This is a genomic window from Rhodopirellula bahusiensis (assembly GCF_002727185.1).
In the GTDB taxonomy this organism is placed as follows: Bacteria; Planctomycetota; Planctomycetia; order Pirellulales; family Pirellulaceae; genus Rhodopirellula; species Rhodopirellula bahusiensis.
In genome coordinates, this window is record NZ_NIZW01000009.1 from 253,638 (window position 1) to 274,391 (window position 20,754).

16 protein-coding genes and 1 riboswitch are annotated in these 20,754 nt (G+C 56.0%); of the genes, 8 read left to right on the forward strand and 8 right to left on the reverse strand.

All coding sequences use genetic code 11. The features are described from left to right. Window positions 1-79 precede the first annotated feature (79 nt). Genes ilvA through lepB form a run of 3 tightly spaced genes read right to left on the reverse strand, consistent with a single transcriptional unit; the run spans window position 80 to window position 4,352 of the window. Complete coding sequence (gene ilvA / locus CEE69_RS13800; RefSeq protein WP_099261207.1) at window positions 80-1,327, reverse strand: threonine ammonia-lyase; 1,248 nt, start codon at window positions 1,325-1,327, stop codon at window positions 80-82. A 19-nt stretch (window positions 1,328-1,346) separates the two neighbouring features. Further along, window positions 1,347-2,303, reverse strand: a complete 957-nt coding sequence (lptB, locus tag CEE69_RS13805) for an LPS export ABC transporter ATP-binding protein (RefSeq protein WP_099261208.1) — start codon at window positions 2,301-2,303, stop codon at window positions 1,347-1,349. A gap of 21 nt (window positions 2,304-2,324) precedes the next feature. Continuing rightward, a complete protein-coding gene (gene lepB / locus CEE69_RS13810; protein WP_233215203.1) occupies window positions 2,325-4,352 on the reverse strand; it encodes a signal peptidase I in 2,028 nt (675 codons plus the stop codon). 230 nt (window positions 4,353-4,582) lie between these two features. Between lepB and CEE69_RS13815 the strand changes: the two genes are divergently transcribed. The 8 genes from CEE69_RS13815 to lnt all read left to right on the forward strand — a co-directional run bounded on the left by CEE69_RS13815 (window position 4,583) and on the right by lnt (window position 15,526). Then, window positions 4,583-5,896 carry a hypothetical protein gene (locus tag CEE69_RS13815; protein ID WP_233215204.1) on the forward strand — a complete coding sequence of 438 codons (1,314 nt, stop codon included), beginning with the start codon at window positions 4,583-4,585 and terminating at the stop codon, window positions 5,894-5,896. Window positions 5,897-5,964: 68 nt separating this feature from the next. Continuing rightward, window positions 5,965-7,173 carry a DinB family protein gene (locus tag CEE69_RS13820; RefSeq protein WP_099261211.1) on the forward strand — a complete coding sequence of 403 codons (1,209 nt, stop codon included), beginning with the start codon at window positions 5,965-5,967 and terminating at the stop codon, window positions 7,171-7,173. 296 nt (window positions 7,174-7,469) lie between these two features. Then, a riboswitch (cyclic di-GMP riboswitch) is annotated at window positions 7,470-7,581 on the forward strand. Between the two features lie 178 nt (window positions 7,582-7,759). Beyond that, the gene (locus CEE69_RS13825) at window positions 7,760-7,939 is read left to right on the forward strand and encodes a Flp family type IVb pilin (RefSeq protein ID WP_099261212.1); all 180 of its coding nucleotides are present in this window, start codon (window positions 7,760-7,762) and stop codon (window positions 7,937-7,939) included. A 446-nt stretch (window positions 7,940-8,385) separates the two neighbouring features. Then, window positions 8,386-8,943 (forward strand): A24 family peptidase, encoded by a 558-nt coding sequence (locus tag CEE69_RS13835; protein WP_099261214.1) that lies wholly within the window; start codon window positions 8,386-8,388, stop codon window positions 8,941-8,943. Window positions 8,944-9,136: 193 nt separating this feature from the next. Continuing rightward, window positions 9,137-10,339, forward strand: coding sequence for a Flp pilus assembly protein CpaB (gene cpaB, locus CEE69_RS13840; RefSeq protein ID WP_099261215.1), 1,203 nt, complete (start codon window positions 9,137-9,139; stop codon window positions 10,337-10,339). 168 nt (window positions 10,340-10,507) lie between these two features. After that, the gene (locus tag CEE69_RS13845) at window positions 10,508-12,283 is read left to right on the forward strand and encodes a type II and III secretion system protein family protein (RefSeq protein ID WP_233215206.1); all 1,776 of its coding nucleotides are present in this window, start codon (window positions 10,508-10,510) and stop codon (window positions 12,281-12,283) included. A 94-nt stretch (window positions 12,284-12,377) separates the two neighbouring features. Next, a complete protein-coding gene (locus tag CEE69_RS13850) occupies window positions 12,378-13,607 on the forward strand; it encodes an AAA family ATPase (protein ID WP_099261217.1) in 1,230 nt (409 codons plus the stop codon). Window positions 13,608-13,699: 92 nt separating this feature from the next. Next, window positions 13,700-15,526, forward strand: a complete 1,827-nt coding sequence (gene lnt / locus CEE69_RS13855) for an apolipoprotein N-acyltransferase (protein WP_099261218.1) — start codon at window positions 13,700-13,702, stop codon at window positions 15,524-15,526. Between the two features lie 25 nt (window positions 15,527-15,551). Here the strand turns inward: lnt and proS are convergent, their stop codons facing one another. From proS to ychF, 5 genes are all read right to left on the reverse strand, one after another. After that, window positions 15,552-17,057 (reverse strand): proline--tRNA ligase, encoded by a 1,506-nt coding sequence (gene proS / locus CEE69_RS13860; RefSeq protein WP_099261219.1) that lies wholly within the window; start codon window positions 17,055-17,057, stop codon window positions 15,552-15,554. Continuing rightward, a complete protein-coding gene (gene carA, locus CEE69_RS13865; protein WP_099261220.1) occupies window positions 17,054-18,220 on the reverse strand; it encodes a glutamine-hydrolyzing carbamoyl-phosphate synthase small subunit in 1,167 nt (388 codons plus the stop codon). Before carA ends, proS begins: the two co-directional genes overlap by 4 nt. Window positions 18,221-18,478: 258 nt before the next feature. Continuing rightward, window positions 18,479-18,838 (reverse strand): amidohydrolase, encoded by a 360-nt coding sequence (locus CEE69_RS13870; protein ID WP_099261266.1) that lies wholly within the window; start codon window positions 18,836-18,838, stop codon window positions 18,479-18,481. Between the two features lie 25 nt (window positions 18,839-18,863). Further along, complete coding sequence (locus CEE69_RS13875) at window positions 18,864-19,445, reverse strand: hypothetical protein (protein WP_099261221.1); 582 nt, start codon at window positions 19,443-19,445, stop codon at window positions 18,864-18,866. A gap of 87 nt (window positions 19,446-19,532) precedes the next feature. Further along, window positions 19,533-20,624 (reverse strand): redox-regulated ATPase YchF, encoded by a 1,092-nt coding sequence (ychF, locus tag CEE69_RS13880; RefSeq protein WP_099261267.1) that lies wholly within the window; start codon window positions 20,622-20,624, stop codon window positions 19,533-19,535. Window positions 20,625-20,754: the final 130 nt, after the last annotated feature.

A 20,754-nucleotide genomic window follows, 5' to 3' on the forward strand; every position in this document is an offset into this window, starting at 1 on the left:
ACCGACTGCAACAACGGGGCCATCTCAAGGGCAACGAACGCAACCACGGTTGGCAGTATCGCGGCAGCTCGCTCGACGGTTAAACCAGCAGTTCGAACAGCATTCGTTGTTCGTTGACGACTTGGTACTCGAAGTTGCTGGCCGCCATTCGGTCAAGCAAACCTTGGTAGTCGTCACGGTGAGCCACTTGCAAACCAACGAGCGCCGGTCCTGTTTCGCGATTGTGCTTTCGGGTGTATTCGAAGTGCGTGATGTCGTCGGTAGGGCCGAGGACATTGTTCAAGAACTCTCGCAGCGCTCCGGCTCGCTGAGGGAACTTGATGATGAAGTAGTGCTGCAGGCCTTCGTACAACATCGCTCGGTCGCGAATTTCTTCGGTGCGAGTGATGTCGTTGTTGCTGCCACCGACGACACAAACAACAGTCTTGCCTCGCAGTTCACCAGCGAGTTGCTCGAGAGCCGCGATCGACAGAGCCCCCGCGGGTTCCACGACGAGGCCCTCGTCGTTGTAAAGCTGCAACATCACACTGCAGACCTTGCCCTCGGGAACGAGGACCATTTCATCAATCACGAGTTGAGCGATTTCGAAGTTCAAATCACCGACCCGCCGGACCGCGGCTCCATCGACGAAGCTGTCGATCTTGTCCAGTGTGACGACTTTGCCTTCGCGAAGACTATCGTGCATCGCCGGCGCTCCAGCTGGCTCGATCCCGATGATCTTTGTCTTGGGTGAAAGCTGTTTGAATATGCTCCCCAGCCCCGAGACCAAACCGCCGCCACCGACTGCAACCAGAACGATGTCGATCGGGTCGGGATGGTCTTCTAAAATCTCAGCACCGACCGTTCCTTGTCCTTCGATAATGGCGGGATCATCGAAGGGAGGGATGTAGGTCAAACCTTCTTCGGCGGCACGGTGAGCTTCGGCCGCAGCATCATCGAACGTGTCACCGATGAGGATGACTTCGACATGTTGTTGGCCAAACAGTTTGACCTTTTCGACCTTTTGCTTGGGCGTGACCGCGGGCATGAAGACTCGGCCTTGAATCTCCATCGCATGGCAAGCGTAGGCGAATCCTTGAGCGTGGTTGCCTGCGCTGGCACAGACCACTCCAGCGGCGCGTTGCGATTCGCTGAGTTGCGACATCCGGTTGTAAGCGCCGCGGATTTTGTAGCTTCGGACCTCTTGCAGGTCTTCACGCTTGAGCAGAATCTCGGCGTTATAAAGAGCTGAGAGCCGAGCGTTTCGCATCAGCGGTGTGTGGCGAACGACGCTCGCGATTCGCTGGCGAGCCGCCTCGATTTTGTCGGCGGCAATCAAAGGAGACATGGTGCTAATCAGGTTGGTGTCAGACGTCGGTCACGCGACGCCGAGGAACTTGCCGGCGAGGTTTCGCAGCAGCAGGTGTTGCGGGCGGTGGTTGTTGAGCGTGGGCGGGATCGATTCGGAATTCATTCGTCGCAGGTTGGGCCGGAGCCGCATGGGTGTTGTCGACCGCTGAGCCCGCAGCCGCATCGAGGTCACCCAGGTACTCTTCACGCACCTTCGGATGTCGTTTGACTTCCTCCGGCGTTCCATCGATCAGCACTTGCCCTTGGTAGATCACATAGCAACGGTCGACGGTGGTCAGAATTTCCCGGGCCGCATGGTCCGTGATCAACACGCTAATCCCGGAATCGCGAAGCTGTTGAATCACGCCTTGAATGGATTGCACAGTGACGGGGTCGATCCCCGCAAACGGCTCATCGAGCATCACGATGCGTGGGTTCGACACCAGGCAACGTGCGATCTCTAGCCGGCGGCGTTCACCACCGGACAAGCCTGCTGCTCGGCTCTTTCGAATGTGCGTGATGTTGAACTCTTCCAACAACTCATTCGTCCGCAGCTTGCGTTGCTTGCGATCAACGCCCAGCAACTCAAACAGCGCCGAGATATTTTGTTCGACCGTCAACTTTTTGAAGACGCTGGGCTCTTGCGGCAGGTACCCCATTTGCCCGTCACGAGCACGCCGGAACATCGGCCAATCAGTGACGTCCTGTCCGCCCAAGTAAACTCGGCCTTGGTCAGGTTGGACCAGTCCGCAGATCATACGAAAGCTGGTCGATTTACCGGCGCCGTTTGGCCCGAGCAGACCAACGATCTCTGCCTCACCCACGTGCAAGTTCACTCCATCGACGACGCGACGACGACCGTAGGTCTTCTGCAAACCAACCGCTTCCAAAACGGGCTCGGTGGACTGCGGCATTGCGTCGTGCCCCGAAGGAGATTCGGTGGGAAAGGACGTTGGTGTAAATTCGTCACTCATGATTCGATTCCTTTCAGTGAATCACTTGATTCGTTGCATCCGGTCCAAGTTGGGCCAAAACGGCAACGGCGACTTCCAGGGGTGCGGCCAAAACACCAGCAACGCTTTGCCAACCAACAGATCTCGCGGGACATACGAAACGTCCGCGAATTTGTAGGCATCTTTGTCGGGGCTTGAGTAGTTGCCCAGCCGAGTTTTATTGCCGGCCCAACACCGTGCGTCCAAACTTGCGGGACTGTTGTCACCCATCGGAAAGAATTGGTCTTCTTCCATGCGAAACGAAACCGTGCGACGTTCTTGCCAGCCCGGGAAATCCGCCCAGATTGTGGGTTCACCCATTAGAAGCTGTATGTCGCGAACAATCTCTTCAGTTCGCGTGCCGGCACCGACAAAGCGACGCAGGGCACCCATGTCATAATCGAGCATATCAAGTTCCCTACTATCGATCGCAATGTAGTACTTGTCACGGCGGATCACGAACTGATTCAGAGTCGCGGATCCCCCGTTCACACCGATGGCGACTGGCGCCGAGTCCAAAGGATTGCCAGGTCCAGCGTACCGTGGCTGATTTTCATCGGCGGGGACAATGGACTCGAAATCGAAAGTGGTTGGCGACTGGAAAGCAACCACTTCGTCGTCGATCCAAAGCGTGAGTTCGTTGTCCGCGTTGCTAAATCGAAAATCGTGCTGCTCGCCGGCCCGCACAGAGGTCACCGCGACTGGGTGCACGTTGCCTTCTCCATCAAACGCATGAACCTCTCCGTCATCGAGTGTCAGTTTGGCTTCACCGGTTTTCAAATCGATTTCACAAAGGTGCCGCACGCCGGCTTCGACGATTTCAAAGCTGAGCTGTTTCGCATCGGCCGACGTCTCGATGTTTTGGGAGACGATCAAGTCACCAACCCAGTGAACACCGCCGGACCCATGGTAATTTTCGCCAAAGCTGACTGTATCTCGGAACTGAGACAGGTCGCCACCGGATTTATAATCCAGTCGAAAAACTCCATCGGAACGAGTCTTGCCCAACATGCGTTGCAAACGAGACACATTGACCGGCGTTGGTTTCTGGTCGTAAACACGATCGGAACGCACGTGCAAATATGCATCGTAGGAGTAGAAATCTGTCACGAGTCGACCGCTTCGCGGGTCCACGTCCGCCAATGACTCACCGGCGATGGCTGCATTCCACTGCTGCTGGTTTGGAAAGTGGTGATAGTAGCGGAGCCACTTGGTTTGCCCCTCAGCGGCCTGAACCGTTGCCGTCACACCATCTTTAGACTGATCGACCGCCCAAGAATCAGTTGGAACCGAATCATCGCCAGGATTCCAGGGTTGCAATCGCGAGGGATATCCCGCATCGATTAACGATTGAGCCTGGTGGCTGCTGTCATATACGAGATGGCTCATCGCCATCAGCTTCTCAGGTGGCTTGCGTTGAATTGCACCGATTCCCGACACGTCGGAATCTGAGTTCTGCTTCGCGTAGACGTCTCCGTAACGAATGGATACGGTTTCTTCGGGCAATCCGACGAGGCGTTTGATGTAGTTTTGCTTCGGGTTGACCGGAACCTTGAAGACGATCACATCCCAGCGTTTGGGATCTTTCAGTGTGTAGGCGAATTTGCTGACTAAAATCCGGTCGCCACTGAACGTTTGATGGTTCGGATCGTTCGCCAAGTCCAACGAGTTCACGTGCCGGCAATTCGGACAAATTCCGCCGACCACCGCCAACTCGAGTGCCGGCGTGCGATTCTCGGAACTCGCGCCGATCGGGAATTGCTGGCCACATTGGTCGCAAAAAATATCCTTGTGAGCCCCCATCAACGCGGGCGCCATCGATCCGGTCGGGATCACGAAGGCTTCCGCGATGAAGGCACGAAACAACAGAGCCAGAATGAAGGCCACCGCAAAAGCTTCCACGGTTTCGCGGCCAGCCTGCAATCGGAAGACAGCCGCCCTTTGTTGCGGAATCGTCAAAGCATCGAAAGCCGCCTGGGCTTCCGACACGGAACCGTCGTTGGTGGACTTCGATTCGGTCGGTGGTTTCATGGTGCTGGAAAAACGGGGTATTTTGCGAAGGACGCAGTCTAGCGAAAGATCGTCTCGACCGGACCATCGGTTTTTTTCGTCCAAACCGGTGCAATCCCGCCAATGCAGTGGTGGGGATGTCGGCTGGTTCTGGGCGCGGAAACTGACCGAACACTCCTGAATAGAGGAGATTGCAAGACTCTTTCACGGAAGAAAGGGAGCCTCTGTTCATTCCAGGGATGATTTCTGCCGTGAAACCCGCGATCCAAGCCGCTCGGTCCCCGGCCCACCGCTGGATCCTCCCGTTGATTCTCGGCGTTGCGATGATGGCGGTGCTTTCCGCTCAAACGCCCGGCATCCCGAATGTGGATTGGTCACCGGCCGATTCCCCCGAGATCGCTTCCCCGAGCGACGCGAATTCGACCGCGGAAATGACGCTCACGTCGACCGAGCAGCCTTCGCTCGAGCTTGATCCGTCGCAACCAGCCGAATCACTGCTGGTGGAAACGTTGGTCGAACCCAACTCAACCGGCTCGGTGGCCAGCTACACACGACAACAAGTGATGCAGTGGGCGTACGATTATTCGCCCGAAGCCAACATGATCGACCAAGAATCGCGAGCCGTCGCTTGTGGTGTCGATTGCGATGATGACGATGCTGTCTGCCAACTTCGGCTGATCCGATCCGTGTTGGCCGAGATCGCGTTGGGTCGCCGTTCTGATGACGCGGCAAGTGCGGGCAAGGCCTACGACCGACTGGTGGCCGCCCAACTTGGCAAACAAATCGCTCAGCAAGGCATCGTGGTGCAAAACCGCTTGATCGATTTGGCAAACGAAGCCGATCGATTGGGAGTCCCCGATGGAAATGTCCTGCAATTGCAACAAGCCAAACTGGTTTGGCAAGACATGGAGGTCCAACAGTCATTCGCGACGCAAAAGCTGAGACAAGAATTGGCCCGTCGCACAGGCCGACCGGAATCCGAGGTCGCCCTGGCAGTAACGATCGACGAATTGCAGTCCGCAGAATCGGTTGGATCGGTCGATGCGAGCATCAGCGTCGGAACCGCGTTGGCGAATCGCAACGACTTGAAAGCCGTCAAGAAATTGTGCGCCGGCATGCGAACTTGCAATCTGTCCTCGGCCAGACAACTGATTGGGGCACTCAGTCCAGGAGCGGGTTTGGCGATTGCGTCCGCCACCGGGAAGAAGCTGTTTTCATGCTTGTCGCCCGATTCGAACACGAGTGATCTGAACTGCCGCCGTCAACAATGTTCGCTGCTGCGAGAATCGTTGTCGGAAGTGATTCGCAACGAAACTTTGCAAGCTGTCCTGGACGTTCGCCTTTCGAACGCGCGTCTCGGATTGATCGACCGCCAACTGCAGTGGGCGGAAGAGCGACTGGCTGAAACCCAAGCCGCGATCGAATTGGACCAACAACCTGTTGGCTCTGACGAACTGATTCGACTGGAAATCGAAAAGCTTCGGGGCGACCAACTGGCCCGGCGATTGGATGTTTCGCTGGCGATCACGGAGTGGAAACGTGTGCAAGGAATCGTGTTACGATAACCCTTCACGAACGTTCCACGACTCGCCCGCGCCATTCACGACGCGAGGCAATATGCTAGGCCACCGCGATGAATTCGATCTGTTTCTCGAAGGGAACTGCAGCACAACTGGTATGCGCGGCAGCGTTTCTCGCGTTTTTCGGTGTCGGCTCTGAGGCCGCCGAAGGGGATCCAATCGCAGTTCGAGTTTGGCCTGGTGGAATGGTAACGGTTCAGTCGCATTGGGGACTGAGTGTCGCCGTCCAAAACGACGCCTCGACACCCGAGGGCTCAGCACCCGAAGGTGATTTGCCGAGCAATGAATCCGAGGCAGGCAAAATCCCCAAGTCCAGTGCGACGATTTCGATGGGTGAGTCAGGCTCATACATTCTCAGCCGCCCCGCCAACCAAGCCGACGCGACCTGGAAACCAGTCACCGGAGGCAACGACAGCACTGATGACGAACCCCAGACGCCGAACGACATCCGCGTGAGTTCGCTCGGCGGAAAGGCGGTCCACATTCAACTGGATGGCGTCGATTTGGTTATTGCGGGATCGGATTGCACGCCTCAAACGTTGGAAACGATTCCAAGCATCGACGCAGTCATTGGTTCCAATCTGCAGCGATTTGCCAGCGAAGATGACAAAATGTTGCCAGCTCACGTTCGGAACTGGATCTCCGACTCTTCTTCACCGGTCGAGTCAGTCGAAACGCACGACCAGGATCACAACACGGTCGCGGTTTCGATGACTACGCAGGATTTGAAGTCAGAGTCGACGGCTGTTTGGTGGAACATTTCGACTCAACCTTGGCAAATGCCCGAGGCAATGGACCGAATGTTCATCGCGATGGAATCATCTTGTTCGGAGTCGCAGAAGGTCTTCGCCGCTCTGACAACCGAGCAAATGAACTTCGAACCCGCAAACGGGACTCACACACCACGCTGGAACGTGGAACACATGATGGGTCGGCAACTACTGTTCTTTTCGCAGATGTACCACGAATCGGATGATTCGATTCCGGTGATGGATCTGAATCCCGCACAAATGCCACCGGATTACAAATTCGCGAACGCGGATTGGACGGGTGCCGAAGAGGCAAGACAGATGAAACGGGTTAGCGACTTCTCACGACGGTTCGCATATCTATTGGATGGGTATTCAGTCAACGACAAAGTCCCCGGCAGTCGTTGGCCAACGCTCAAGGCACTGCTGAACCAGATGGAACGGCACTACAGCGAGCACACCGCCAACACGCAAAAGAAGTTTCTTCTGCCGGGCTGGCCCTCCAAAGAGTGACTCCGCCACCGCTGGGTACAGGCCCAGCTAAACAGAGGGACACCATTCTTATAGTAGAGCATGCGTCGCTTTGTCATTTTTACAATCGTGACTGGCTTCCTAATCGTTGCGACCGGAACAACCCGGCAACTTGCCCCGCCGTTAAGGTTCGGCCAACCGATCTTTTTTGACACCTTCGTTTTCTGTCGTAGTGTTCGGTAGTGAGAAAGTGAATGGCCCAAATGCGGCGGTTCACTGCCACGTCGAGCATTCGGAGGTGTGTTGCCTTGGGATGTTCGACTGGGTCAGCCGAAGTTCCCTGACAAAGGCAAACCGTTCGAGAGGACGGCACGCAAAACCACGGGTCCGTGAGTCGGTCGATCGCATTGTTTGCGTTCGGCTTGGCTTCAGGAAAGCCGAGTTGCCGTGGAAAGAACCCGTTGTTGTTTCGTTTGAAACACCCGCGAGTTTGAACCGAGGCTTGTCAGTTTGATTTCCATTGACGAAGGCTGTTGTCACCTGGGTCGGTTCACAATGAATCGACTGACACCTTGTCGCCGGGTTAACGAGACATAATCGTGGCCCCCGTTTTTGTCTGGAGTTAGACATGAAGAAATTTGCTGAAAACGTTGTTGCTTTCCTGAAAGAAGAAGACGGACCAACTGCTGTTGAGTACGCCGTCTTGTTGGCTCTGATCATCGTCGTTTGTATCGGTGCTGTTACCACAATCGGTAACAACGCCAACGACAAGTTCGGCGAAGCTGGCGCTGCAATCGCTGCCAACTAAGTGCTGATCCGGCGGGTGTTACCCGTCAATTTGGCGACATACCGAATGGCGGCGAGACCACTCTCGCCGCCTTTCGGCATCGCCCAAGGGGGAGCCCTGTTGCGACGACCTTGCGGATCGAAATGAGACGTTCCGACATTGCAAACTCAATGGCAGTCCTTGCTACCACTCATTCCACACCTTTCAAGCTTGCCCCCGGGCATCGAGCGAATGAACTATCCACTAATTCCCGCTGACGCTGCCGCCCATGTATGGCAATTGGCCTGCTGTGGCGTGACATTGCTGTTCGCCATGTTGAGCTGGATGATCGGTCCTCGCTGATCCATCTGAATCGACCGGGACACGACGAGACGTTCACCGCCAACACACACACCTTCCAATTTGAAACCACCAACGGACGATTCGCTTCACGGACGACTCGCCCGAAGAAACACGGGGAAATCACCATGGACACTCTCCTTCACGGCATCACCGAAAACTGGACCATCTGGTTCGTGACGGTTGTCCTCATCGTTGCTGCTGTCATCGACGGCATGATTTTGAAAGTCCCAAACTGGTTGACTTTCCCGTTCATCATTTGCGGTTGGACCCACTGGTTCATCCAGGGCGGCTTTCCTGAACTGGGATACAGCCTGCTGGGTACCTTCGTCGGCATGATGCTCTTGTTGCCACTTCGCAATGTAGGCGGAATGGGAGCAGGCGACGTGAAACTGCTGGCAGGCATCGGTGCCTGGTGCGGGACCATGATCACGTTGAAAGCTTTTGCCGCGACCGCCATTGTCGGCGGAATCATGGCTGCGTTCATGATTTTGAAGAGCGGAGCGTGGATGAAACACTACGCTCAGTTCCTGAAGATCATGGAAGAATGGCGAACGATCCGCAAACCGGAGCAACTCGCCGCGATCGCTCGAGAGCGAAAGCCAACGATGTACCTCTTGCCATATGGAATTCCAATGGCGATCGGAACGATCATCTACTTCGCCGCAACGGGCCAATTGGTCTGATTCAATTTGAAAGTCGAGGGCCGCATGGAACCCCCATGCGGCCTGTCGTCATTTGTGCCCCAAATTCAGGGGCTTTTCCCTCCAAGCGTTGGAAATCACAAGCAAAACGGTCGCGTGTCAATCTGTGACGATTGGGCAAGCGGACTCGGTTGCCCCAAGTGTGTTTAGCTCTTGAAGACTCACGCCCGATACCGTGAGTGACGCTTCCATTGCGGGCGGTCGGCCATCGATCGAATTCAACGCGAGCAGTCTGTCAACTCTGGTTACCCACTCGATTGCCATGCGAAACAAATCAGTCTTCCTCATCCTGGCCTGCGTTTGCGGCACGATCGCCGCGATCGGCGTTAGCCAGTGGATGCAAGCTCAGTCGACGGGTCAGAGTTCAGTCGCGACGGTCGAAATCTTCGTGACCGCGAAAACCATTGACATTGCCGAAGAAATCACCGCCGACAAAATCCGTCTCGAACAATGGCCTGCCGATCGCGTTCCCACGGGAGCCAGCGGGAAACTCGAAGACGTCGAAGGCAAGTTTGCGCGTCAACGTTTCTACGAAGGCGAACCCGTGATGCCGGTCAAATTGATGGCCGATGCCAACGGTTCTTCACAAACCATTCCAGTCGGCTTCAGCGTCGTATCGATGCGTGCTGACCCGGAAAGCAGCGTTGCAACTTTGGTACGCCCCGGCGACCGAGTCGATGTGATGGCGTACTTCGTCAAAAGCGAATTGATCCCCGAGACAACCGCGAAAACAGTTTTGACGGGCGTGCGAGTCTTCGCCGTTGACGGTCGAACCGAACGCGAAGTTGATCCAGAGCTCGAAGCCAAACCGGCTCGTTCGATCTCGCTCCTGATTCATAAGAAGGACACACCCGCTTGGACCTATGCCAGCGAACTTGGAAAGATTCGCCTGACGCTGGGCAACCCGAGCGACATCAACGAAACAAAAGACGGTGAAACGGACGGCGGTGCCGGCCAAGAGTTCTTGCGTTGGTTGTCGGACTATCAAATCGCACAAGCTCAACGCGAAGAAGATAACAATCGCGTCGAAACTCCTGTCGTGAAGCCATCCATCCAAGCACCCAAAAAAGAGAAGAAGCGGGGCTTCAAGATGTTGAAGATGTCCGGCGGTGTGTTGACGGAATACTGGATCGAAGAAGGGTCCAGCGTGCCGAAGGTGTTGGCTGAATCGGGTCGTGAAGACCTCGAAGAAACAAATACCGACCTTCGGACTCGGCCGGGTGCAGATTATCCCCTCCCCAGCGAGAACGAACTGGATGATCCCAGTGCACCAACCGATTACAGCTATCTGAATGGATCGCAAAGTCCATTCTACAACAGCGGACCACCTAAAGCAGATGGTTCGCGACCCGACGAGTTTGGTCCGACCAGCCGCTGAAGGCTCGGACTGAACTGAACCTGATTCACCACTGATGCCACGGCTAAATCGCTACCCAGCGAATTGCCGCCCCGCCGCTCACGCGACGGATTGATCGCCGAGAGTTCATGGATGAATTCTCGCGGAGATGAATGAATAACTCGACCCGCCCCGGCAAGGATGCCTCAGATGCGAGTGTGCACTTTTCTTATCCGTCGCGACCGTTTGGTCAGATGCTTGGTTGCCGCCGTTCTCGCGTTGGCGACGATCCCATGCACCCAACCGGTGATGGCGCAGTCTGCTACGACGCTTGCTTCTGCCGCGGGTGATCACCAGATCAACCAAACCGTTGAGCGGATGGATTTGATCGTCAAGAGCAGCCGCATTCTTTCGCTCGGCGAACGCATCCCCCGCTTCCAAGTTCACAACGAAGAAGTCTTGGGTGCAACTCCGGTTTCCGAAAACCAAATCCAGGTCTTCGGCAAGACTCCCGGTACCACACAGATCAACCTCTGGGACACCGAGGACAAGCTGTACACGATCGACGTCACCGTCGTCGCGGATGCTCGCGAAGTCGAAGGCATCCTCAACTCACAGTTGCCACTCGCATCGCTTCGCGTCACGCCGATTGGTGAATCGGCAATCATCTCGGGTTATGTGACCAGCGTCGACGATGTGGACAAAGCGGTTGCGATCACGGAACAGTTCTACACGACTGTGATCAACAACATTCAAGTGGTCGGCATTCAGCAAGTCCTGTTGCATACCAAGATCATGGAAGTCAGCCGTACAAAGCTTCGCCAATTGGGCGTCGACCTCGCCGTCTTGGACGACAGCTTCACGTTGCTCAATGGACCTTCCGGTCTTCTCAACGTGGACGCACTGGGTACGTTCCCTGATGACGGAGCGATTCTCGGTCCCATCGGCCCGATCACCAACAGCAACAGCAACGTTCGCTTGAACATGAGCAACAATTTTGAAGCAGTAATCAGCGCTTTGGAAGAACAACGCTTGGTCAAACTGTTGGCGGAGCCGACGGTTGTTGCCACCCACGGTCGTCCGGCCCGATTCACTGTCGGTGGTCGCATTCCGACGATCATCCCGGGTCAAAACGGGCAAGTTCAAATTTCGTACGAAGACTATGGTACGAGCATCGACTTCCTTCCCTTCGTCGTCGGCCCCGGCCGGATTCGTTTGGAAGTTCGACCAGAAGTCAGCGAGCCCGACCCGTCGCGTGCCGTCACCATCGACGGTACGAACGTCACCGCGTTCACGACTCGATATGTCGAAACAGCCGTCGAAATGCAAGCGGGGCAAACGTTCGCTCTGGCCGGTTTGCTGCAAAGTCGGACCGAATCAACCATCAGCCGAACGCCCTTCTTCGGAAGTCTTCCCTACGTCGGATCACTGTTCCGTCAAACGCAAGAGCTTCGTAACGAAATCGAGCTGTTGATCATGGTAACGCCTGAATTGGTGGAAGCGATGGATCCACACGAAGTCCCTCGCGGCGGCCCAGGCATGAACACACATTCGCCTGACGACAAAGAGCTCTACGCTTTGGGACACATCGAAGTGCCCAACTTGAAGGCCAACGATTGCTACAACGAGAACCTGCAACCTGGCATCGACGGTGGCTATCAAGGTGCACCGATCGAATCCGGTCCGATGTTGCATCAACCGCCGATCTACCAGGCACCCATGAACGGCGTTCCCGGCCAAGCCTACCCGCAAGGCGAGATCGTTGATCCAACCATGTCGACTCCGCAAGCCTCGCGGAACGCACCGCAACGGTCGATGCCGAACGCATCCGGCTACTACCCGCCTCGGACGGCACAAAACACCACGCCTCCCGCCAACAATCGTTTTGGTGCCGGCGAATTGCTTCCTCCGAATGCAATCATTCCTGGTCCTGAACCAACAAAGGTTGCGGATGGTGTGATCGTCAGCCAACCGGAATACCGATGATCGTTTGAGTGAACTCGAAACGCCCCACCATGTCGCCCAATGAAACACGGGCTGTCCCCAAGAAACTTTTCTCTGTCTATCGAAGTTGTCTGATATGAGTAACGTCCTACGATTGGCCTTGGTCGATCCAAACGACTCGTCCCGCGAAACTCTCAAAGCAATGCTTCTGGGGATGGACACCGTTTGGCTAGAAGCGGACTGCTCACGCTACGAGTTCTTCCCTGACATCGTTGATCAAACGACTCCGGACGTCGGCGTCATTTCATTGGACACGGATTCAACCACCGCGATCAAACTGATCGAGCGGATCACTCGTGAGACACCTGACACGGCACTGCTCGCGACCAGTGCAGTCAGCGACGGACAATTGATTCTGCAGGCGATTCGCGCTGGGGCTCGCGAATTTCTGACGTTGCCATTGGTGGAAGACGAACTGTCATCCGCTCTCGGCCGAATCAGCCAGACCAAATTTGGTGGTGGAGACACTCGCAACCGTTCTTGCGAAGTGATTGCGATCGCGGGAGCAACCGGTGGCGTTGGAACGACCAGCACCGCGGTCAACTTGGGTTGTGTGCTGGCGGAAGAAAGCCGAAACAGCGTCGCTTTGCTGGACCTCGATTTGGCACTTGGCGACGCCGATGTCTTCTTGGATGCGATTCCCGACTACACACTCGCCGACGTGGTTCAAAACATTGGTCGGTTGGACATCCAACTGCTCAAGAAGTCTTTGACGAAGCACTCCAGCGGTTTGTACTTGTTGCCGCGACCGGTCGAGTTGCACGACCTCGAATCGATTGACGCCGAGAGCCTCCGCAAGGTGGTCGGTTTGTTGAAAGCTTCGTTCACGCACCTGATTGTCGATCTGTCCAAGACCTACAACGCTTTGGACATGATCGCCATCGAATCCGCATCGAAGGTGTTGTTGGTCACTCAGTTGGACTTGCCATGCCTTCGCAACGTGGTTCGATTGATGATGAGCTTCGACGAGACGGAAGGCTTGGCCGACCGCGTGGAAATCATCGTCAACCGAGCTGGTTTGGACGCCGGACAAATCAGCCTGAAGAAAGCAAAGGAAACTCTCGGACGAGAGATCTTTGCTTTGCTTCCCAACGACTACCGAACGATGGTCGAAGTCCGCAACAACGGTGTGCCGTTGATCACGCAAGCCCCGAAGGCAGCCTTGACCCAGGCTTTCCGGGACGTTGCGTATCGATTGACCCACCGGGAAGCCGGAGTGGCAACGGAAGAAGGAGCCGGAGGCGAAGACCACGCCGGCAACGAAAGCCGCTGGAAACGATTCTGGCCCGGCACAGCCAAGGCTTAACGAGCCTCGGAAAAGCGTAACGGGTTGTCGCCCCGCGGTTGGGCTGGTATTTCACGGGGAAAACAATCGCCCCGCGAATTTGAGCTTCTCCGTTGAGCGAACCCATCTCTTCGTCCGACAATCCCGCGTCGGACGTCGCATCCAAGCAACCGTCGCCAAATCAACCGACTCCGATTACCGCCTCGGCGAGGTGGCTACTCGCGGCGTCGACTGCTTTCGCAGTGGTGCTGTGGCTATCTGGGCCACCGCTCGCGATCGGTCCGTTGGTGTTCATCGCCCTCGTTCCGCTGCTGGCGATTTCGGAGGTTGATTCGAGTTCACCTTGGAAGCGAACACTCTACGTTGCGTCGCTTGCTTATTGGTTGATCAGTCTTCAGGGACTGCGATACGCCCACCCGCTGATGTTCCTGCCTTGGATCGCTTTGTCAGCCTACCTGGCGATCTACCCGCTTCTGTTTGTCGCGCTGCTACGCCGTTGGCATTCGTCGACTGGGCGGGCGTATCCGTCACCGCTACAAAGCAAGATTCCAATCTGCCTTGTTGCCGCGGTGACCTGGGTCGGGCTGGAATGGATCCGCAACTATTTCTTCACCGGAATATCGGTGCTGATGCTGGGTCACTCGCTCGCGGATATGCCGATGCTGATTCAGATTGCGGATCTGGGTGGAACCTATGCGGTCAGCTTTGTAATCGTGTGCGTCAACGTCGCAATGCATGAAGCGCTGAACCGCTGGGTCGTCCGAAGAAATCCCGTCACGTTCGAATCACCCGGAACATCTCTCGCGATCGCTGGCGGATTGTTGGTTGCCACACTGGCCTACGGTGCGATGACGATGAATGTCGCCACCGAGCCAACCGGCAAAACCATCGCCTTGCTTGGCGGTAACGAGCTGACGGTCTACGAACAGGACGTTGCAAGGGAGCAAGAGATCTTCGCCGCCTACGCTCAGTTGGCGATCGACGCGGCAGCGAAGTCGGAGTCCGAACTCACCGCCGTCGTTTGGCCGGAATCAATGTTCTCGGGAGGCATGCCTTGGATGTCCACGGGTCCTGACTTGGTCGTCCCTGACTTCATGCAAACCCCGTCGTTGCCCGCGTTGCAGCCCGAACAACTTCGTTTCGCCGTGGAAAGCAACCAAGTTGAGTTTCTGAACCGAGCCCAAAGCATTCAATACGCGATGGCCGCCAGCTCGACCCTGGCGAGCGAAGATCCTCCGTCGATCATCGGCGGTTGCGGTCTTGTTCAGTATGCGGACCGTCCAAGCCAATACAGCGGCGTCGTATGGGTGGATTCATCGAGCAAGATGTCAGGGACGTACTCCAAGAACCATTTGGTCTTGTTTGGAGAAACGATCCCACTGGTGCACAGCTTGCCATGGATTCGCGACATGGTGCCGCCGGGGTTGGGCCTAAATCGAGGCACGCAGCCCGAACGATTTGACCTGGACGGAATCTCGCTGCTGCCGAACTTATGCATTGAGACCGCGGTCGAGCGGATTCCGGTCAATCACATGCACCAGCTGAATTCGCGAGCCACGCCCAAACTGCCCGACGCGATCGTGACACTGACCAACGACGTTTGGTTTCACGACTCAGCCGTGGTCGATCACCATCTGAGGTGCGCCCAATTGGTAGCCGTCGGATGTCGGCGTCCGGTTCTGTCCGCAGCCAACGGTGGACCGACCGCTTGGATCGATTCGTCAGGCCGGATCATGGAGCGTTTACCCAAAGGACAAAGCGGCGTGATCTACGCTCAACCCGAACGAGACCAACGAGTCAGCTTGTACGTTCGCATCGGAGCTTGGCCGGCCGGATTGATGGGCGTGGCGACAATCTGTGGCTTGCTGTGGATGGTGTTCGAGCGTCTGACTCGTCGGCGAAACCAATACGAAATCGCCGACGGGATCGAAACAAATTGACCACTTCCGCGTTGCCACGAAAAGCTTAATAGGCTTTCGCGAAAACGGCTCGTTGTGAAGCTGGTTTGCCCGTCAAGAAGCAGGTGCCTTCGGCTTCGTTGTTCGTTTGAGGGACACAGCGAATCGTGACCTTCAGCTCTTTCAACAACGGCTGCAGCGAATCCTCATCACAGTAGTGGCACCAAGCGAATCCGCCCGTGATGGCGGTGTCACCTTTGTCGGCAAAGAAGTCACGGAACTCGGCTTCTGATTTGAGTTCGACCGTGTTGTCTTCCCGCAACTTCAACGCCGCATCGAAGAGTTCTTGCTGCAACGTTGCCAGCTTGTCGCTGATCGTTGCAACGAGTTCGGCTCGTTCGATGCCAACGCTTTTGGGTTGATTCCGGATGCCGCAGAACACGGTTCCCGCTGCGATATCTTTTGGACCGACTTCCAAGCGAATCGGCACGCCGCGTTTGACGTGGTACCACTTCTTCTCGCCACCACGAATATCGCGGTCATCGATCGTGACACGAATCGGGGCGTTGGCATACGTTTGTGCCGCCAATTCATCGCGAAGTGACTGAACGTATTCCATCACCTCGGCGCGAGAATCATCTTTGTAGATCGGCTGAATCACGACGTGCATCGGTGCCAAACGAGGCGGCAGGACCAATCCATCATCGTCACTGTGTGTCATGATCAAAGCACCCAGCAATCGAGTGCTGACGCCCCATGACGTCGTCCAAGCGTATTCGATGTCACCGGATTCGCTTTGGAATTTGATCTCTTGGGCCTTCGAGAAATTCTGCCCAAGGAAGTGGCTTGTCCCGGCCTGCAATGCCTTGCGATCTTGCATCATGGCTTCGATCGACAGCGTCTCAACCGCACCGGGGAAACGCTCCAGCGGAGTTTTGCTGCCGACGATGACAGGCATCGCCATCCAATTCTCGGCAAAGTCGCGATAGACCTCGACCATCTTCTCGGTTTCTTCGATCGCTTCTTCCGCGGTCGCGTGAACGGTGTGGCCTTCTTGCCACAAGAACTCCGCCGTCCGCAAAAACATTCGCGTCCGCATTTCCCAGCGGACCACGTTGGCCCATTGGTTGATCAGGATCGGCAAATCGCGATAGCTCTGTACCCATTTGGCATAAGTTGCACCGATGATCGTTTCGCTGGTCGGACGAACGATCAGGGGTTCTTCGAGTTTGCCTGCAGGACGCAAACCACCGTCGGGATCCGGTTCGAGGCGATGGTGCGTAACGACCGCGCACTCTTTCGCGAATCCTTCGACGTGTTCAGCTTCCTTTTCAAGGAAGCTCATCGGAATGAACAATGGGAAGTAAGCGTTCTGGTGTCCCGTGGCTTTGAACATGTCGTCCAAAGCACGCTGGACGTTTTCCCAAAGCTGGTAGCCCCAGGGTTTGATCACCATGCAACCGCGAACTGGCGAATTCTCAGCTAGGTCGGCTGCCCGAATGACTTGTTGGTACCACTCGGGATAATTCTCTTCGCGAGTTGGGCTGATGGCTGTCCTGGGGCCTTTGCTCATGCGTTCACCCCGCACTTCTCGTTCAGTTGTTCTTGGAATCGCGAGAACAAGTAATGGCTATCGTGAGGGCCCGCAGCGGCCTCGGGGTGATATTGAACCGCAAAGGCACCGGTGTCTTTGTGACGCACACCCGCGATCGTATCATCGTTGAGGTTGCGATGAGTGACTTCCAAGCAGTCCGGCAAACCTTGGTCGTCGACCGCGAAACCGTGGTTCTGGCTGGTGATCTCAACCTTGCCCGTTTCCAAATCGATAACGGGTTGGTTGGCACCGCGGTGACCGAACTTCAGTTTGAAGGTTTTGGCACCACAAGCGACGGACAACAACTGATGACCGAGGCAAATTCCAAACACAGGAACTTGACCGAGCAATTCACCGATCGTCTTGTGAGCGTAGGTCAACGGTTCGGGGTCGCCAGGACCGTTGGAAAGGAAGACGCCGTCGGGATCCATCTTCAAAATGTCGTCGGCGGGTGTGTTGCCCGGCACGATCGTGACTCGATTGCCGCGTGAACGCAGGTGGCGTGGAATGTTCCACTTCATGCCGAAGTCCATGCAGACAACATGCGGCCGGCTTTCATCGCCCAGCGACGCTTCCTTGGCCGCTTCGCGAATTTCGCGAATGGTCCAATCGTCGAGTTCGTTGGTCCACTTTTCCAATTGAGTTGGCATGACTTCTTTGACCAAGTCACGACCGACCAAACCTTGCGACGCCTTTGCCTTGGCAACCAATGATGCGTCGTCCAAATCAGTCGTCGACAAGACGCCTCGCATGGCACCTTCGCTGCGAATCCGACGCACCAAGGCTCGCGTGTCGATGCCCGCCAGACCAACGACTCCCTGCGATTTAAGGTAGTCGCTCAGCGATCCTTCCGAGCGATAGTTGCTGTGCAGACGGCTTTCGTTGCGGATGATGAATCCGGCCAGCGATGTGCCGCGGTTTTCGAGGTCGATCGAGTTGATCCCGTAGTTGCCCATTTCGGGATAAGTCATTGTCACCAACTGACCGCAGTAGCTGGGATCAGTCAGGATTTCTTGGTACCCGGTCATCGAGGTGTTGAAGACGACTTCTCCAGTCGTTTCGCCTTCTGCCCCGAGGCTGGTTCCGGTGTAGACGGTGCCGTCTTCGAGAGCGAGTTTGGCAGCTTTGGCAGGTGAGCTCATCAATGCACAGTGGGAGTCGCGGAAAAAATTGGAGACCTTCGGCTTGGAATCCTGTTATCGCTGTCGAATCGTTTTCCTTCCAGTCCCCCGGGCGTGCGTTCGCGCCGATTCCCTCGGATTTCGCGGGGTTTTTCCGCCTGTAGGAGAGATCTCGCTGTTCCAACTGAGCGTCGGCAGATCGCCCGATCGATCACGAGCAGATTGACGGCCATCCGGCGACTGAAAACGCTTCGCGAGAGCCTGGGAAAGGCGGGCGATTTATTGTGGGGATTGGACCAACGCAATGATTCGATCCACCGCCAGTCGCAACGACTTCGCAGCCATCGAAAAATTGGTGTGGCCGCTGACTTCGGGCTGAATCGCCTCGTAGAGTTCCGTGGCACCACGAAGGCGCCGGAGCTTCTTCTTGGCCATTTTCATGTACGCCTTGGTGTCGGTTTCTTCCGTCACCGGACCGACCGCCAAGATGAAATCGTACAGATCTCTAACGACCTCTCGCAGATCCTCGTCCTCTTCCGCTTCATCGGCGTGCTTGAGGAACGTCCGGATCATCCAGACGTGAGTCAGCTCGGCGTCGATCGCTCGACAGACCGAGAGTGGATCACTGGGCGGATTCATGTCGCTCATCATTCCAGGTCAGAAACTAGGACGCTTGCGTGTCGTCGGATTCGACTGGTGTCGCCGCGTGCGGTTCCGCAGGCTGACTCGAATCCGTCGCTGGTTTGGCAGGAGCATGCCCGTGCGGCGTGTTCATTGCCACGATCACAACACCAACGACGGTCAACGCCATTCCGACCCAAAGCAGAGGACTGATCTGCACATGCCCGCCCAACTTGAGGATTGACACCAGAGCCGTGACCGACACAGCACCGCCGAACACGATCGGCATCACCAGCAACGCGTTACCTTTGCTGGTCATCATCGCCGTGGTCAAACAAAGAGCTCCAAAGGCTCCCAAGCACCCCGCAAGAAACCCCCATTTGACGGTCGCAAAGTGCTCTCCAGAGAAGTTAAACGAGTCGCCTTTGACACCCATCATTGCCAGCCCGCCAATGATCGCGATGACCAAGTAAGCGATGCCAATGAATACGTAGGGCTTGAACGGTGACCACAGCGGTGCGCCGTTGACCCGAGGAGCCTGAGCGTTGCCGATGGTTGGGCCATAGCAGCCCCAAAACAACGCCGTGCCGATTGCGAAGAGAATTGGAATCAACATTTTGTTCATAGAACCGTCAGTAGGAGGGATGGCGGTGGGAGCGTGGGCCAAACAGCGACTCGGATTTCGATCGCTGACTTGATGCCGGAACGACAATCAAACGTTGAACAAGAAGTGACAGATGTCACCGTCCTGCATCACATACGATTTGCCTTCCACACGGAGTTTACCGGCTTGGCGAATGTCTTTCTCGGTCGTGTATTCTTCCAACTCAGGCAACTGGTAGATCTCGGCTCGGATGAACCCGCGTTCGAAATCACTGTGAATCACGCCGGCAGCTTGTGGAGCCGTGGATCCAATTCGAACCGGCCAAGCGCGGACTTCTGTTTCACCAGCCGTGAAAAAGCTCTGCAACCCAAGGGTGCGGTACGCTTCGCGGGCAATGATGTTGAGCGATGGTTCTTCCAAGCCCACGTCCGCCAACATCTCATCGCGATCTTCTTCGTCCAGTTCCGCGATCTCGGCTTCCAGCTTGGCACAAACACAGGCCACCGAAGCACCGGTCTTGGCCGCGTGCTCGCGAACCTTGGCGACCAATTCGTGTTCGCCGTTCAGATCGTTTTCGTCGACATTGGCGATGTACAGAATTGGTTTGGCGGTCATCAAGCCATAGCTGCTGATCGCGTTTTGTTCCGCTTCTGGCAACTCCAAAGTCCGCAATGGTTGCTCGCTTTCCAAGTGAGCGTTGCATTTCTCGATCGCAGCCACTCGAAGCTTGGCTTCTTTGTCACCACTGCGAGCTGTTCGCTGTGCCTTGCCCAACGCGTTCTCGAGCGTTTGCATATCAGCCAACACGAGTTCCGTTTCGATCGTGTCGATATCCGCGATCGGATTGACTTGACCACTGACGTGAATCACATCGGGATCCTCGAAGCAACGCACGACTTGCATGATCGCGTCGACTTGTCGGATGTGACTGAGGAACTTGTTGCCCAAGCCTTCGCCCTCGGCGGCACCTTTGACGATGCCGGCGATATCAACCAGCTTCAGTGCCGAAGGAATGACCTTTTGAGGCTTGATGAAATCAGTGATCCGATGCAGACGCGCATCGGGAACACTGACGATCCCTTCGTTGGGCTCGATCGTGCAGAACGGGTAGTTGGCACTTTGAGCCGCGACGCTGGACGTCAGAGCGTTGAAAAGGGTGCTTTTGCCGACATTGGGCAAGCCGACGATTCCGGCTTCCATCGAGTTGCCTGAAAGAATGGGGAAAGAAAGGTGGGAGACGGGCCGCCATGACTCAGCGGTTTTCGCAACGGCCACTGTTATGGCGATTCCAAGCCGATTCGTCGAGACGACGCGGAAGGATGCAAAGACT

Bases quoted from the DNA above. Each gene is read 5' to 3' on its own strand.
- ychF (WP_099261267.1), bottom strand. From the start codon at position 20,624: ATGGAAGCCGGAATCGTCGGCTTGCCCAATGTCGGCAAAAGCACCCTT.
- CEE69_RS13875 (WP_099261221.1), bottom strand. From the start codon at position 19,445: ATGAACAAAATGTTGATTCCAATTCTCTTCGCAATCGGCACGGCGTTG.
- lepB (WP_233215203.1), bottom strand. From the start codon at position 4,352: ATGAAACCACCGACCGAATCGAAGTCCACCAACGACGGTTCCGTGTCG.
- CEE69_RS13820 (WP_099261211.1), top strand. From the start codon at position 5,965: ATGAATTCGATCTGTTTCTCGAAGGGAACTGCAGCACAACTGGTATGC.
- proS (WP_099261219.1), bottom strand. From the start codon at position 17,057: ATGAGCAAAGGCCCCAGGACAGCCATCAGCCCAACTCGCGAAGAGAAT.
- carA (WP_099261220.1), bottom strand. From the start codon at position 18,220: ATGAGCTCACCTGCCAAAGCTGCCAAACTCGCTCTCGAAGACGGCACC.
- ilvA (WP_099261207.1), bottom strand. From the start codon at position 1,327: ATGTCTCCTTTGATTGCCGCCGACAAAATCGAGGCGGCTCGCCAGCGA.
- lptB (WP_099261208.1), bottom strand. From the start codon at position 2,303: ATGAGTGACGAATTTACACCAACGTCCTTTCCCACCGAATCTCCTTCG.
- CEE69_RS13835 (WP_099261214.1), top strand. From the start codon at position 8,386: ATGGACACTCTCCTTCACGGCATCACCGAAAACTGGACCATCTGGTTC.
- CEE69_RS13825 (WP_099261212.1), top strand. From the start codon at position 7,760: ATGAAGAAATTTGCTGAAAACGTTGTTGCTTTCCTGAAAGAAGAAGAC.
- CEE69_RS13870 (WP_099261266.1), bottom strand. From the start codon at position 18,838: ATGAATCCGCCCAGTGATCCACTCTCGGTCTGTCGAGCGATCGACGCC.
- CEE69_RS13845 (WP_233215206.1), top strand. From the start codon at position 10,508: ATGCGAGTGTGCACTTTTCTTATCCGTCGCGACCGTTTGGTCAGATGC.
- CEE69_RS13850 (WP_099261217.1), top strand. From the start codon at position 12,378: ATGAGTAACGTCCTACGATTGGCCTTGGTCGATCCAAACGACTCGTCC.